The sequence below is a fragment of the Enterobacter cloacae complex sp. P16RS2 genome (assembly GCF_014982155.1).
In the GTDB taxonomy this organism is placed as follows: domain Bacteria; phylum Pseudomonadota; class Gammaproteobacteria; order Enterobacterales; family Enterobacteriaceae; genus Enterobacter; species Enterobacter cloacae_M.
The window spans coordinates 90,957-105,446 of record NZ_JADCKW010000006.1 but is presented as its reverse complement, the minus strand read 5'-3'; the positions used below and the strand labels follow the sequence as shown (position 1 = coordinate 105,446).

General features: G+C 56.2%; 14 protein-coding genes. 10 read left to right on the top strand and 4 right to left on the bottom strand.

Translation table 11 applies throughout. The features are described 5' to 3' along the window. Positions 1-68: 68 nt before the first annotated feature. Together gcvP and INF68_RS02615 are read left to right on the top strand one after the other, a co-directional pair. A complete protein-coding gene (gcvP, locus tag INF68_RS02620; protein WP_193525252.1) occupies positions 69-2,942 on the top strand; it encodes an aminomethyl-transferring glycine dehydrogenase in 2,874 nt (957 codons plus the stop codon). Positions 2,943-3,012: 70 nt separating this feature from the next. After that, complete coding sequence (locus INF68_RS02615) at positions 3,013-3,756, top strand: SDR family oxidoreductase (protein ID WP_109844604.1); 744 nt, start codon at positions 3,013-3,015, stop codon at positions 3,754-3,756. A gap of 59 nt (positions 3,757-3,815) precedes the next feature. Here the strand turns inward: INF68_RS02615 and bglA are convergent, their stop codons facing one another. Together bglA and INF68_RS02605 are read right to left on the bottom strand one after the other, a co-directional pair. Beyond that, positions 3,816-5,249: a 6-phospho-beta-glucosidase BglA gene (gene bglA / locus INF68_RS02610; protein WP_109844605.1), complete on the bottom strand. Its 1,434-nt coding sequence runs from the start codon at positions 5,247-5,249 to the stop codon at positions 3,816-3,818. A gap of 116 nt (positions 5,250-5,365) precedes the next feature. Continuing rightward, the gene (locus INF68_RS02605) at positions 5,366-6,097 is read right to left on the bottom strand and encodes a MurR/RpiR family transcriptional regulator (protein ID WP_032660101.1); all 732 of its coding nucleotides are present in this window, start codon (positions 6,095-6,097) and stop codon (positions 5,366-5,368) included. A 51-nt stretch (positions 6,098-6,148) separates the two neighbouring features. On the opposite strand from INF68_RS02605, the gene yqfB reads away from it, so the two are divergent. Together yqfB and INF68_RS02595 are read left to right on the top strand one after the other, a co-directional pair. Continuing rightward, on the top strand, positions 6,149-6,460 hold the full coding sequence (yqfB, locus tag INF68_RS02600; RefSeq protein ID WP_126785813.1) for a N(4)-acetylcytidine aminohydrolase: 312 nt from the start codon (positions 6,149-6,151) through the stop codon (positions 6,458-6,460). A 165-nt stretch (positions 6,461-6,625) separates the two neighbouring features. Continuing rightward, a complete protein-coding gene (locus INF68_RS02595; protein WP_023309101.1) occupies positions 6,626-7,285 on the top strand; it encodes a hemolysin III family protein in 660 nt (219 codons plus the stop codon). 74 nt (positions 7,286-7,359) lie between these two features. On the opposite strand, the gene ygfZ is transcribed toward INF68_RS02595, so the two are convergent. Beyond that, on the bottom strand, positions 7,360-8,340 hold the full coding sequence (ygfZ, locus tag INF68_RS02590; protein ID WP_063144937.1) for a tRNA-modifying protein YgfZ: 981 nt from the start codon (positions 8,338-8,340) through the stop codon (positions 7,360-7,362). Between the two features lie 294 nt (positions 8,341-8,634). On the opposite strand from ygfZ, the gene sdhE reads away from it, so the two are divergent. Together sdhE and INF68_RS02580 are read left to right on the top strand one after the other, a co-directional pair. Then, positions 8,635-8,901, top strand: coding sequence for an FAD assembly factor SdhE (gene sdhE / locus INF68_RS02585; protein ID WP_010435322.1), 267 nt, complete (start codon positions 8,635-8,637; stop codon positions 8,899-8,901). Next, entirely contained in the window at positions 8,882-9,292 is a 411-nt protein-coding gene (locus INF68_RS02580) for a protein YgfX (protein WP_021242050.1), read from the top strand. The genes sdhE and INF68_RS02580 overlap by 20 nt, the downstream gene beginning before the upstream one ends. Before the next feature lie 6 nt (positions 9,293-9,298). Here INF68_RS02580 and fldB read toward each other — a convergent pair whose 3' ends face one another. Then, positions 9,299-9,820, bottom strand: a complete 522-nt coding sequence (fldB, locus tag INF68_RS02575) for a flavodoxin FldB (RefSeq protein WP_126785814.1) — start codon at positions 9,818-9,820, stop codon at positions 9,299-9,301. A gap of 101 nt (positions 9,821-9,921) precedes the next feature. On the opposite strand from fldB, the gene xerD reads away from it, so the two are divergent. From xerD to prfB, 4 genes are all read left to right on the top strand, one after another. Continuing rightward, a complete protein-coding gene (xerD, locus tag INF68_RS02570) occupies positions 9,922-10,818 on the top strand; it encodes a site-specific tyrosine recombinase XerD (protein ID WP_023309098.1) in 897 nt (298 codons plus the stop codon). A 28-nt stretch (positions 10,819-10,846) separates the two neighbouring features. Next, positions 10,847-11,560: a bifunctional protein-disulfide isomerase/oxidoreductase DsbC gene (gene dsbC, locus INF68_RS02565; RefSeq protein ID WP_029740340.1), complete on the top strand. Its 714-nt coding sequence runs from the start codon at positions 10,847-10,849 to the stop codon at positions 11,558-11,560. Positions 11,561-11,565: 5 nt separating this feature from the next. After that, positions 11,566-13,299, top strand: a complete 1,734-nt coding sequence (gene recJ / locus INF68_RS02560) for a single-stranded-DNA-specific exonuclease RecJ (RefSeq protein WP_126785815.1) — start codon at positions 11,566-11,568, stop codon at positions 13,297-13,299. Between the two features lie 90 nt (positions 13,300-13,389). Continuing rightward, positions 13,390-14,488, top strand: a protein-coding gene (gene prfB / locus INF68_RS02555) for a peptide chain release factor 2 (protein WP_096151315.1) whose coding sequence is annotated in 2 segments (ribosomal slippage) — positions 13,390-13,464 and positions 13,466-14,488 — 1,098 coding nt in all. Because the reading frame shifts where the segments join, the coding sequence is not laid out codon by codon here. Positions 14,489-14,490 lie beyond the last annotated feature (2 nt).

The following is a 14,490-nucleotide window of genomic DNA, read 5'->3' as shown; positions in this document are numbered from 1 at the left end:
CTCACCCTAACCCTCTTCTTTCGGGAGAGGGAACTTAAATTCACTGCACGTTTCAGGAACCATCGCTCATGACACAGACTTTAAGCCAGCTTGAAAACCGTGGCGCCTTCATTGAACGTCACATTGGGCCGGATGCTCAGCAACAGCAGGAGATGCTGAAGACAGTTGGCGCGGATTCATTAAACGCACTGATCGGCCAGATTGTGCCAAAAGACATCCAGCTTGCCACGTCGCCTCAGGTGGGGGAAGCCACCACGGAATTCGCCGCGCTGGCGGAGCTGAAGGCTATCGCAGGCCTGAACAAGCGCTATAAGTCTTACATTGGCATGGGCTACACCAACGTGCAGTTGCCGCCGGTTATCCTGCGCAACATGCTGGAAAACCCGGGCTGGTACACCGCTTACACCCCTTATCAGCCAGAAGTCTCCCAGGGCCGTCTGGAAGCGCTTCTGAACTTCCAGCAGGTGACGCTGGATCTGACCGGTATGGATATTGCCTCCGCCTCGCTGCTGGATGAAGCGACCGCCGCCGCCGAAGCAATGGCGATGGCCAAGCGCGTGAGCAAGCTGAAAAATGCCAACCGCTTCTTCGTGGCGGCGGACGTGCATCCCCAGACGCTGGACGTGGTGCGCACTCGCGCTGAAACCTTCGGCTTTGACGTGATCGTCGACGACGCCGACAAAGTGCTGGATCACCAGGACGTCTTCGGCGTGCTGCTGCAGCAGGTGGGGACAACGGGCGAAGTTCACGACTACGGCACACTGATTGCCGAGCTGAAAACCCGCAAAGTGGTTGTCAGCGTTGCCGCCGATTTTATGGCGCTGGTGCTGCTGACGGCGCCGGGTAAACAGGGCGCAGATATCGTCTTCGGTTCAGCGCAACGCTTCGGCGTGCCGATGGGCTACGGCGGCCCGCACGCGGCGTTCTTCGGCGCGAAAGATGAATTCAAACGCTCTATGCCTGGCCGTATTATCGGCGTCTCAAAAGACGCTGCCGGTAACACCGCGCTGCGCATGGCGATGCAAACCCGCGAGCAACACATCCGCCGCGAGAAAGCGAACTCCAACATCTGTACCTCCCAGGTGCTGCTGGCAAACATCGCCAGCCTGTACGCCGTGTTCCACGGCCCGGCTGGTCTGAAACGCATTGCCAGCCGCATTCACCGCCTGGCCGATATTCTGGCCTGCGGTCTGCAGCAGAAAGGCCTTAAGCTGCGCCACGCTCACTACTTCGACACCCTGTGTGTGGAAGTGGCGGACAAAGCGGCCGTGCTGGCGCGCGCGAATGCAGCAGAGATCAACCTGCGCAGCGACATCCACAACGCCGTCGGCATTACGCTGGATGAAAGCACCACCCGCGACGATATCCTGAACCTGTTCAGCGTGCTGCTGGGTGACGCGCACGGTCTGGACATTGACGCACTCGACAAAGAGGTCGCGCTCGACAGCCGCTCCATTCAGGAAAGCATGCTGCGTAACGATGCGATCCTGACGCATCCGGTCTTTAATCGCTATCACAGCGAAACCGAGATGATGCGCTATATGCATTCTCTGGAGCGCAAGGATCTGGCGCTGAACCAGGCGATGATCCCGCTGGGCTCCTGCACCATGAAGCTGAATGCCGCGGCAGAGATGATCCCGATCACCTGGCCTGAATTCTCCGAGCTGCACCCGTTCTGCCCGCCAGAGCAGGCGGAAGGTTATCATATGATGATCAACCAGCTTTCCGACTGGCTGGTGAAACTGACCGGTTATGACGCGCTCTGCATGCAGCCGAACTCCGGCGCGCAGGGCGAATACGCGGGCCTGCTGGCGATCCGTCACTATCACGAAAGCCGCAACGAAGGACACCGCGATATCTGCCTGATCCCAAGCTCTGCCCACGGTACCAACCCGGCCTCTGCCCAGATGGCGGGCATGGAAGTGGTGGTGGTTGCGTGCGATAAAAATGGCAACATCGATCTGGCCGACCTGCGCGCGAAAGCCGAGCAGGCGGGCGACAAGCTCTCCTGCATCATGGTGACCTACCCGTCTACCCACGGCGTGTACGAAGAGACTATCCGTGAAGTGTGCGAAGTGGTGCACCAGTTCGGCGGTCAGGTTTACCTCGACGGCGCGAACATGAACGCCCAGGTGGGCATTACCTCTCCGGGCTTTATCGGCGCGGACGTATCGCACCTGAACCTGCACAAAACCTTCTGCATCCCGCACGGCGGTGGCGGCCCGGGCATGGGTCCAATCGGCGTGAAAGCGCATCTGGCCCCGTTTGTCCCAGGCCACAGCGTTGTGCAGATTGAAGGCATGCTGACCCGTCAGGGCGCGGTCTCTGCGGCACCGTTCGGCAGTGCCTCTATCCTGCCAATCAGCTGGATGTACATCCGCATGATGGGCGCGGAAGGACTGAAGCAGGCGAGCCAGGTAGCCATTCTGAACGCCAACTATATTGCGACGCGCCTGAAGTCCGCCTTCCCGGTGCTCTATACCGGCCGCGACGGTCGCGTGGCGCACGAGTGTATCCTCGATATTCGTCCTCTGAAAGAAGCGACGGGCATCAGCGAGCTGGATATCGCCAAGCGTCTGATCGACTACGGCTTCCACGCGCCAACCATGTCGTTCCCGGTTGCGGGTACGCTGATGGTTGAGCCGACCGAGTCTGAAAGCAAGGCCGAGCTGGACCGCTTTATCGACGCAATGCTGGCGATCCGCATGGAGATCGACCGCGTGCAGGACGGCGAGTGGACGCTGGAAGATAACCCGCTGGTCAACGCTCCGCATACCCAGCATGAGATGGTATCCGAGTGGAACCACGGCTATTCCCGCGAGCTGGCTGTCTTCCCGGCAGGCGTGGCAAACAAATACTGGCCGACCGTGAAGCGTCTTGATGACGTCTACGGCGACCGTAACCTGTTCTGCTCCTGCGTGCCGATGAGCGAATACCAGTAATATTGCTGATGTAGTAACGTAGGCCGGGTAAGGCGAAGCCGCCACCCGGCTTTTTTATTGGGAGAAGAAAATGGCAATAGCACTGGTCACCGGCGCCAGCCGGGGCATTGGGAAAGCCACCGCGCTGCAGCTGGCGCGCGAAGGCTACACCGTGGCGGTGAACTATCATCACAACATTAAAGCCGCGACGGACGTGATCAACCAGATCGTTGAAGCGGGCGGTAAAGCCTTTGCCGTCCGCGCAGATATCAGTGATGAAGCCCAGGTGCTAGCGATGTTTGACGGCCTCGATCGTGAAGGCGAGCCGCTTCGTGCGCTGGTCAATAATGCGGGGATTCTGTTTGAGCAATCCACTATCGAGAACCTCTCCGCTGAGCGCATTAACCGCGTCCTGGCGACCAACGTCACGGGCTACTTTCTCTGCTGCCGGGAAGCGGTAAAACGCATGTCCTTCAGGCATGGCGGCAAGGGCGGGGCGATAGTGAACGTCTCTTCCGCCGCGTCGCGCCTGGGCGCGCCGGGTGAATATGTGGATTATGCCGCGTCGAAGGGCGCAGTGGATTCTCTGACAACCGGTTTAGCTCTGGAGGTTGCGGCGCAGGGTATTCGCGTCAACTGCGTACGTCCGGGGCTGATTTATACCGATATTCATGCGTCCGGCGGAGAGCCGGGGCGAGTGGATCGCGTGAAATCGTTGCTGCCGATGCAGCGCGGCGGCCAGCCGGAAGAGGTGGCGCAGGCGATTGTCTGGCTGCTGAGCGAGAAGGCGTCGTACGTGACGGGCAGTTTTATTGAGCTAGCGGGCGGGAAGTAGACCCCTCAACCTAACCCTCTCCCAAAGGGAGAGGGGATCAAGCGTAGCGCCGCCCGGCGCTACAGTTTCTCGCCGTTGCTGGCAATCACGCCCTTATACCACTCGAAGCTTTTCTTGCGCGAACGCGACATGTCGCCCGTGCCGTCGTCGTGCTTGTTCACGTAGATAAAGCCGTAGCGCTTGCTGTACTGGCCGGTGGTGAACGACACGCAGTCGATGCAGCCCCATGGCGTATAGCCCATCAGATCCACGCCGTCGTGCGTCACGGCTTTGATCATCTCTTCCACGTGGGCACGCAGGTAGTCGATGCGATAGTCGTCGTTGATGCTGCCGTCTTCTTCTACCTTATCGTAGGCGCCGAACCCGTTTTCCACGATAAACAGCGGCTTCTGATAACGCTCGTACAGTTCGCACAGGGAATAACGCAGGCCTACCGGATCGATCTGCCAGCCCCAGTCAGAAGCCTTAACGTGCGGGTTCGGCACGCTGCCTTCGAAACCGGAAATCGCATCGCCGGTACCGCCTTCCGCTTTCACCGCGTTGGTCATGTAGTAGCTGAAACCTAAGTAGTCGCAGGTACCTTCACGCAGGATCTGCTCGTCGCCTGCCTCCATTTTTATGGAGAAGCCGCGGCGCTCCCACTCGTTCAGCACGTAGGACGGGTAGTATCCGCGCAGCTGGACGTCGGTAAAGACATAACGCTCGCGCATGGATTCCTGGGCGAACATCACGTCTTCCGGTTTGCAGGAGAACGGATAGAGCGCCACCATGGCCAGCATGCAGCCAACTTTCATCTCAGGGTTGATGCGGCGCGCGGCTTTCACCGCCAGGGCGCTGGCCACAAACTGGTGGTGCAGGACCTGGTACATGGTCTCTTCCGGATTGTCATGTTCGGTATAGACCACGCCCGAGCAGCAGTACCCGAACAGCGGCGCGCGCCAGTTACGCTGGTTATTGATTTCGTTGAAGGTCATCCAGTATTTGACCTTGTTTTTGTAGCGCTCAAAAACCACTTCCGCGAAGCGCACAAAGAAATCGACCACTTTACGGTTGGTCCAGCTACCGTACTCCTGCACCAGGTGCAGCGGCATTTCGAAGTGGGAGAGGGTGATCACCGGTTCGATGTTGTATTTCAGCAGCTCGTCGAACATGTCGTCGTAGAACTTCAGCCCCTCTTCGTTTGGCTGCGTTTCGTCACCTTTCGGGAAGATGCGCGTCCAGGCGATAGAGGTGCGGAAGCACTTGAAACCCATCTCGGCAAACAGCTTGATGTCTTCTTTATAGCGGCCGTGGAAGTCGATGGCCTCGTGGTTTGGATAGTATTTACCCGGCACTACTTCCTGGGTGATTTCGCGCGGGACACCGTGCGCGCCGCCGGTCAATACGTCACAAATGCTTGGCCCTTTGCCGCCTTTGTTCCAGCCGCCTTCAACCTGGTGAGCGGCAACCGCGCCGCCCCATAAAAAATCTTTTGGTAAGGTTAATTTTTTCATCGCTGCTCTTCTCAATAAATGGCTTATTGGCATCGAGTCTAGCAAAGCGAAATTGAATGTCACGATATAACAATTCACAGTAAATGTGATTTGTCACATCAAAAAAACAGGGTGTTTTATTCTGTGAGTTTCTTCGCCAGTTTACGTCCGAGAGATTCCAGAATATAAATGACGGGAATTTGCGTGGTGATGTCGTAGACGCCTGCAATACGCGTCTGAGGAACATGCCAGGAGAGATTAAAGTCCGCCAGTTTTGCGAGACGCGAGTGCTCGTGGCTGGTAATAGAGAGCACCTTGCAGTGATGCAGGCTGAACTGGCTGGCGAAGCGCAGGATCTCCTCGGTCTCGCCCGAGACGGAAAGCACAATCGCCAGCGCATTTTTCGCCATATCATTGGTGACCGGGAAATAAGGATCATCAATATGATTACTGAATTTCCCGATATTAGAAAAGAAGCGTGCGCCATATTTTGCCAGCGAACCCGATGTTCCGGCACCGACAAATATAATTCGCTCTGACGATAAAATAATATCAACCGCCTTATCTAATAACGCATCGAACTCTTCATTATTCACGCTTTTAAAAAAGCTGATAATTTCGCTGGCACCGAAGTTTGCCTGCTGGGGCTCGTTCTGTTCAAGATAAAGCTTAAAGCGCACGCGGAATTCAGAATAGCCTTCGCAGTTAAGCTTGCGACAAAAGCGCAGGATAGTCGTGGTTGAGACGTCTGCCGCATCCGCCAGCTCGCGGATGGTCATGTACATCACTTTGTCACGATTTTTTATGACATAGTTGTAGACCATCATCTCCAGGTTATTGAGACTGGCAATGGCGGAATGGGAGAACATGCTCACAATGGCTACACTCACTCATCAGACTTTTCTTCAGGGAATAATAACATGCAGCCAAACGACATCACTTTTTTTCAGCGCTTTCAGGACGACATTCTGGCCGGACGTAAAACCATCACTATCCGGGATAAAAGTGAATCCCATTTCAAAACCGGCGATATCCTGCGGGTGGGGCGTTATGAGGATGATGGTTATTTTTGCACCATCGAAGTAACAGGAACGTCAACCGTTACGTTCGATACATTGACGCTAAAACACGCTGAACAGGAGAACATGACCCTGGATGCATTGAAAAGCGTGATCGCAGAGATCTACCCCAGACAGAACCAGTTTTATGTGATTGATTTTAAATGTTTATAATCAAAATCGAAACGCACGTTCGCTGAAATCAAAGTGTAACTGTCTGATTGTAATTTAGAAACGTCATGTTTAACTTTATTTTAGCTAACAGGTGTTCACTGGAATCATTCTCAGTTAGCATAGTTATGCGATGAATAATCATCTTTTGTTTTCCCGGAGTTTTGTATGGTGAGTAGACCATTAATCGCACAGGGATATTCGCTGGCTGAGGAAGTAGCCAACAGCATCAGCCACGGCATTGGCCTGGTGTTTGGGATTGTCGGTTTAGTGTTATTGCTGGTGCAGGCGGTGGACGCCAATGCCAGCGCGATGGCCATTACCAGCTACAGCCTGTATGGCGGGAGTATGATCCTGCTGTTCCTGGCCTCGACGCTGTATCACGCGATCCCGCATCAGCGGGCCAAAATGTGGCTCAAGAAGTTTGACCACTGCGCTATCTATCTTCTGATTGCAGGCACCTACACGCCGTTTTTGCTGGTGGGGCTCAACTCACCGCTGTCGCGTGGCCTGATGATTGTTATCTGGAGCCTGGCACTGCTGGGGATCCTGTTTAAGCTGACCATCGCGCACCGGTTTAAGGTGCTGTCACTGGTCACCTATCTGACAATGGGCTGGCTGTCGCTGATTGTGGTGTATCAACTGGCGGTCAAACTGTCGGTAGGGGGCGTGACGCTTCTGGCCTTAGGCGGCGTGGTGTACTCGCTCGGCGTGATTTTCTACGTCTGCAAGCGCATCCCATACAACCATGCCATCTGGCACGGCTTTGTGCTGGGCGGCAGCGTATGCCATTTTTTGGCGATCTATTTGTACGTGGGGCAGGTGTAGTTTTTTCCACCGTGCTGGCGGTTGCCCTCACTCCGGCCCTCTCCCACAGGGAGAGGGAGGGCACCTGGATACGATTACTCTTCTAACGAATATGGCAACGGCTCGATGCTCAGCGTGTTCGCATCGTCACGCACGCGGAACACGCTGTCGGCTTCCATGTCGTTGTTCATGACGGCCTGAACCAAAAGACGTCCATCATCCAGCTGTACGGCGGCTAACACGGTGCCGGTGCGGCGCCAGTTATCACCCATCTTCAGCTCTAAGTCTTCACCCGCTTCAGGTACACGGCTGGCATGGCCCGCCAGCGTCCACAGCGCTCGTTTGTTTGCGCCGCGGAATTTTGCACGCGCCACCATCTCCTGGCCGGTGTAACAGCCCTTTTTAAAGCTGATACCTCCCAGTGCCTGCAGGTTCGTTGCCTGAGGAATAAACTGCGCGCTGTTTGCTGCGTCAATCACCGGCAGACCCGCTTCGATGTTCAGCGCCAGCCACTGCTGACTATTGTTGAGCTGCGCTTCGCCGCGCAGCGCTTCGGTCACGCGTTCGGCCGTTGCCGCATCCGTGACTAACAGGAAACGCTCCGCCGGGTGTTCAAACCACAGGATGGAGGTTGCGCCTTCGCTGACCACCTGCTTTTCTGCATCCGGCAGTTCGCTGAAGAGATTTTTCAGGGCCGCACGCGCCTGGAAACCGGCCACTCCCAACAGGACATGTTCGTCGTCCGGGGCGATAGTGACTTTGGAGAAGACCGCGTACTTCTTCAGCTCTTTGAGCTGGGCCTCTTGCAGGCTGCGGCGCTCAATAAAGGCAAAGCCGTCCTGACGGCGGAAGATACGCAGGTTGCTCCACATTTTGCCTTTTGGGTCGCAATGCGCGGCCAGCAGGTGCTGATGCTCGGTCATCTGGCTGACGTCGGCGGTCACCTGGCCCTGCAGATATTTTTCGGCGTCGGCACCGGTGAGCGTTGCCAGCGCCCAGTCATCAAGAGAAATAAGCGTCAGCGGCAGACGCGCAGAGGCGGCGGGCTGGCGAGGAGAAAATGGTGTAAATGCCATAACGATATCCTGAATTGCTTAACGCTTTGATAATGCCTAATGGTAAAAGAGCCTGCAGGCAATGCAAGCGCTTTCAACAGACCATTTGTGCCCTAAACTGGTTATGCGTAGCGCTACGCAAAATAATGTAATCCGCTGTCTTTGTAGGGATTATTCTGGAAGCCTGCTCGGCGATCGCAATATTCCAGTAATGAAACGGTCAAAAACACGTTACACTAGCTGGTGTCCCCGTAGAGAAATAAAGAAGACTGAACGGGGTACCGACTGTGCCAAACGTAATGCAGGAAACTGAACATGGATATTAACAACAAGGCCCGTATTCACTGGGCGTGCCGTCGCGGCATGCGTGAACTTGATATTTCCATCATGCCTTTCTTCGAATATGAGTATGACAGCTTAAGCGATGATGATAAGCGTCTGTTTGTTCGCCTGCTTGAGTCTGACGATCCGGATTTATTCAACTGGCTGATGAACCACGGCAAACCCGCCGACACCGAGTTGCAACGGATGGTGCAATTAATTCAAACACGGAATCGGGAACGTGGTCCTGTGGCAATCTGATCTTCGCGTCTCGTGGCGCTCGCAGTGGATGTCTTTATTGCTCCACGGCCTGGTTGCGGCCTTTGTTTTACTGATGCCGTGGCCGCTGAGCTATACGCCGCTGTGGTTGCTGTTACTGTCGTTTGTCGTTTTTGACAGCGTACGCAGCCAGCGCCGCATTAATGCCCGTCAGGGAGAGATTAAATTACTGATGGATTCCCGCCTGCGCTGGCAGGGTAAAGAGTGGGATATTCTCGGTATGCCCTGGATGCTCAACTGCGGCATGATGTTACGGTTACGCAAGGTGGACGGCGGGCGTTGCCAGCATCTGTGGCTGGCGGCTGACAGTATGGATGCTGCCGAGTGGCGGGACCTGCGCCGGATGCTGTTGCAACAAACGACGCAGGGGTAATGCGCGTTAGCTAAACTTTTCAGCCATTTCGCCCAGAATCTGCTCGCACCAGCTTTGCAGGCGCTCATCGCTGAGATCGTACTGGTTGGTTTCATCCAGCGCGAGTCCTACAAACAATTCGCCGTCGGCGATAATCGGTTTTTTACTGGTGAACTCATAACCTTCGGTTGGCCAGTAGCCGATAAACGACACGCCTTTCGGCGCCAGCTTGTCATGCAGCATGCCGAGCGCGTCCAGGAACCATTCCCCGTAGCCCAGCTGATCCCCCATGCCGTACATGGCAATGATTTTGCCGTCGAGGTTGAGCGTATCGAGCTGGTTCCAGATAGCTTCCCAGTCTTCCTGTATCTCGCCGAAATCCCATGTCGGGATGCCGAGGATCAGCACGTCATACTGCTCCATCAGCGTAAGCGCGTCATCTTTCAGGTTATGCAACGTCACCAGTTCCGGGCCAATGATGTCGCGAATTTTCTCTGCCGCCATTTCGGTGTAGCAGGTGCTGGAACCATAGAACAGACCAATATTCATCGCGTAACTATCTCAATACTTGCTTTGACTTTGCGCGTAGTGTACCAGAAACCGGTCGCAATCAGGCATAATGGCCTGACTGCAGAATCAAAGGGGCTGATGTGGAAAAGGATCTCGCACTGATCGAACAGTTTCTCGACGCGCTGTGGCTGGAGAAAAATCTGGCCGAGAATACCCTCAGCGCCTACCGTCGCGATCTCACCATGCTGGTGGAATGGCTTGCGCACCGGGGGTTATCCCTTGCGAGCGCGCAGCGTGACGACCTGCAGGCGCTGCTGGGGGAACGTATCGCAGGGGGCTACAAAGCTACCAGTTCCGCGCGTTTGCTCAGCGCCATGCGTCGGCTGTTCCAGCATCTCTACCGTGAGAAGATTCGTGAAGACGATCCCAGCGCGCTGCTGGCATCCCCTAAGCTTCCGCAGCGGCTGCCGAAAGATCTCAGCGAAGCACAAGTTGAGAGATTATTACAGTCACCGGCTGTTGACCTGCCGCTGGAGTTACGCGATAAAGCCATGCTTGAGCTATTGTATGCTACCGGCTTGCGCGTTTCGGAACTGGTTGGCCTGACGATGAGCGACATCAGCCTGCGTCAGGGCGTGGTGCGCGTCATTGGTAAAGGAAACAAGGAAAGGCTGGTTCCGCTGGGTGAAGAGGCGGTTTACTGGCTGGAAACGTACCTTGAGCATGGTCGTCCGTGGCTGCTCAATGGTACGTCTATCGACGTCCTGTTTCCGAGCCAGCGCGCCCAGCAGATGACGCGGCAAACGTTCTGGCATCGCATCAAGCATTACGCCACACTGGCGGGTATCGACAGTGAAAAGCTTTCGCCGCACGTATTGCGTCACGCCTTCGCGACGCATCTGTTAAACCACGGCGCTGATTTACGCGTGGTGCAGATGCTGCTGGGGCACAGCGATCTTTCCACAACGCAAATTTACACCCATGTCGCGACGGAACGCCTGCGGCAGCTACACCAACAGCACCACCCTCGTGCGTGAGTGCCGACGAATTGTAACAGGATCACATATGAAAAAGTCTTTCGCGCTGTTCACCCTGCTGGCAGCCTCATTTACCGGTTTCGCCCATGCGGACGACGCCGCCATCAAACAGTCGCTGGCTAAGCTTGGCGTCACTGGTAGCGATATTCAGCCAGCACCGGTTGCCGGCATGAAAACGGTACTCACCAACAGCGGCGTGCTGTACGTCACCGAAGACGGCAAACACATTATTCAGGGGCCAATGTACGACGTGAGCGGCGCGCAGCCGGTGAACGTCACCAACCAGCTGCTGATGAAAAACCTGAACGCGCTCGAAAAAGAGATGATCGTCTATAAAGCAGCGCAGGAAAAACACGTCATTACCGTCTTCACCGACATCACCTGTGGATACTGCCACAAGCTGCATGAAGAGATGAAAGACTACAACGCGCTGGGCATTACCGTGCGTTACCTGGCCTTCCCGCGCGCGGGCGTGCAAAGCCAGCCAGAGCAGGACATGAAGGCGATCTGGTGTGCGAAAGACCGTAACAAAGCGTTTGACGACGCGATGAACGGCAAAGGCGTTAAGCCGGCCTCCTGCGACATTGATATCGCTAACCACTACGCGCTCGGCGTGCAGTTTGGCGTGAGCGGTACGCCTGCGATTGTCCTGAGCAACGGCTATGTCGTTCCGGGCTATCAGGGACCAAAAGAGATGAAAGAGTTCCTCGACGCGCACCAGAAACAGTTTGGTGGTAAATAATCCGCGTGAAAGCCCCAATAAAATTGCGCCGCCGCGAGGCGGTTGAACCCGTTGATTTACCGCACGATCTCCCGGCGCTGCTTAAGCGCCTCTACGCCAGCCGCGGCGTGCGTAGCGCTGAGGATCTTGAACGCAGCGTGAAAGGGATGCTGCCGTGGCAGCAGCTGAGCGGTATCGAAAAAGCCGCTGAAATGCTCTACAACGCGCTTCGTGAGGGAACGCGGATTGTGGTGGTGGGCGATTTCGACGCCGACGGCGCAACCAGCACCGCGCTGAGCGTGCTCAGCCTGCGCGCGCTGGGCTGCGATAACGTCACGTATCTGGTACCGAACCGTTTTGAAGACGGCTATGGCCTCAGCCCGGAAGTGGTCGATCAGGCCCACGCCCTTGGCGCACAGATGATCATGACCGTCGATAACGGGATCTCTTCCCATGCGGGGGTCGATCATGCTCACGCGTTGGGGATCCCGGTGCTGGTCACCGATCACCACCTGCCGGGCGAAACGCTGCCGGATGCGGAAGCGATTATTAACCCCAACCTGCGCGACTGCGATTTCCCATCGAAATCACTTGCAGGCGTGGGCGTAGCGTTTTATCTGATGCTGGCGTTGCGTACCCTGCTGCGCGATAAGGGCTGGTTCGACTCCCGCGGTATTGCCGTACCTAACTTGGCCGAATATCTCGATCTGGTGGCGCTGGGTACCGTCGCGGACGTGGTGCCGCTTGATACTAATAACCGCATTTTGACCTGGCAGGGTCTAAGCCGCATTCGGGCGGGCAAGTGCCGTCCGGGGATCAAGGCGCTGCTGGAGATTGCCAACCGCGATCCGCTCAAGCTGGCGGCAAGCGACCTGGGCTTTGCTCTCGGGCCGCGTCTTAACGCAGCCGGAAGGTTGGACGATATGTCCGTCGGCGTGGCGCTGCTGCTGTGCGACAACATCGGTGAAGCGCGCGTGCTGGCCAACGAGCTGGACGCGCTGAACCAGACCCGCAAAGAGATTGAGCAGGGGATGCAGGCCGAAGCGCTGACCCTGTGCGAAAAGCTTGAACGCAGCGGCGATACGCTGCCGGGCGGCCTGGCGATGTACCATCCCGAGTGGCATCAGGGCGTGGTGGGCATTCTGGCGTCGCGTATTAAAGAACGTTTCCACCGGCCGGTGATCGCGTTCGCTCCCGCGGGTGACGGCACGCTGAAAGGCTCTGGCCGCTCAATCCAGGGGCTGCACATGCGCGATGCGCTGGAGCGTCTCGATACGCTGTATCCGGGTCTGATGATCAAGTTCGGCGGCCATGCGATGGCGGCTGGCCTGTCTCTGGAAGAGGCGAAATTCGACGAGTTTCAGCGTCTGTTTGGTGAGCTTGTCACCGACTGGATTGACCCGGCCCTGCTGCAGGGGGAAGTGGTGTCAGATGGCGAGCTTTCACCGCTTGAGATGACGATGGACGTGGCGCAAATGCTCCGCGATGCCGGTCCGTGGGGGCAGATGTTCCCGGAACCGCTGTTTGACGGTCGTTTCCGTCTGCTGCAGCAGCGTATCGTCGGCGAACGTCATCTGAAAGTGATGGTCGAGCCCGTGGGCGGCGGACCGCTGCTGGACGGCATTGCCTTCAACGTCGATACCTCCATCTGGCCGGACAACGGCGTGCGCGAGGTCGAGCTGGCGTACAAACTGGACATCAACGAGTTTCGCGGTAACCGCACCCTGCAGATCATCATCGACAATATCTGGCCAATTTAGCGGCAGTAATCTCTATAAAAAAGGGCGTGGATTCGGTACAATCCCGCTCTTATCACCGCATTTTGACAAGTCCATAAAAGAAAACAGACCATGTTTGAAATTAATCCGGTAAAAAACCGTATTCAGGACCTCACGGAGCGCTCTGACGTTCTTAGGGGGTATCTTTGACTACGATGCCAAGAAAGAGCGTCTTGAAGAAGTAAACGCCGAGCTGGAACAGCCGGACGTCTGGAACGAACCTGAACGCGCACAGGCGCTGGGTAAAGAGCGTTCCTCTCTCGAAGCTATCGTAGATACGCTGGATCAAATGGCCCAGGGGCTGGAAGATGTTTCCGGTTTACTGGAGCTGGCCGTCGAAGCCGACGACGAAGAAACCTTTAACGAAGCCGTGGCAGAACTCGACGTGCTGGAAGAGAAGCTGGCGCAGCTGGAATTCCGCCGTATGTTCTCCGGCGAATACGACAGCGCTGACTGCTATCTCGATATTCAGGCAGGTTCTGGCGGCACCGAAGCGCAGGACTGGGCCAGCATGCTGACGCGTATGTACCTGCGCTGGGCAGAAGCGCGCGGCTTCAAAACCGAAATTATCGAAGAGTCTGAAGGTGAAGTTGCGGGTCTGAAATCCGTCACCATCAAGATCATTGGCGATTACGCCTACGGCTGGCTGCGTACCGAAACCGGCGTTCACCGCCTGGTGCGTAAGAGCCCGTTCGACTCCGGTGGCCGTCGTCATACCTCCTTCAGCTCCGCGTTTGTTTATCCGGAAGTTGATGAAGATATTGATATCGAAATTAACCCGGCGGACCTGCGTATCGACGTTTACCGCGCATCCGGCGCGGGTGGTCAGCACGTTAACCGTACGGAATCGGCGGTGCGTATTACCCACATTCCAACCGGGCTGGTAACACAGTGCCAGAACGACCGTTCCCAGCATAAGAACAAAGACCAGGCCATGAAGCAAATGAAAGCAAAGCTTTATGAGCTGGAGATGCAGAAGAAAAATGCTGAGAAACAGGCGATGGAAGACAACAAGTCCGACATCGGTTGGGGCAGCCAGATCCGTTCTTACGTCCTTGATGACTCCCGCATCAAAGACCTGCGTACCGGGGTTGAAACCCGCAACACGCAGGCGGTGCTGGACGGCAGCCTGGACCAATTTATCGAAGCAAGTTTGAAAGCAGGGTTATGAGG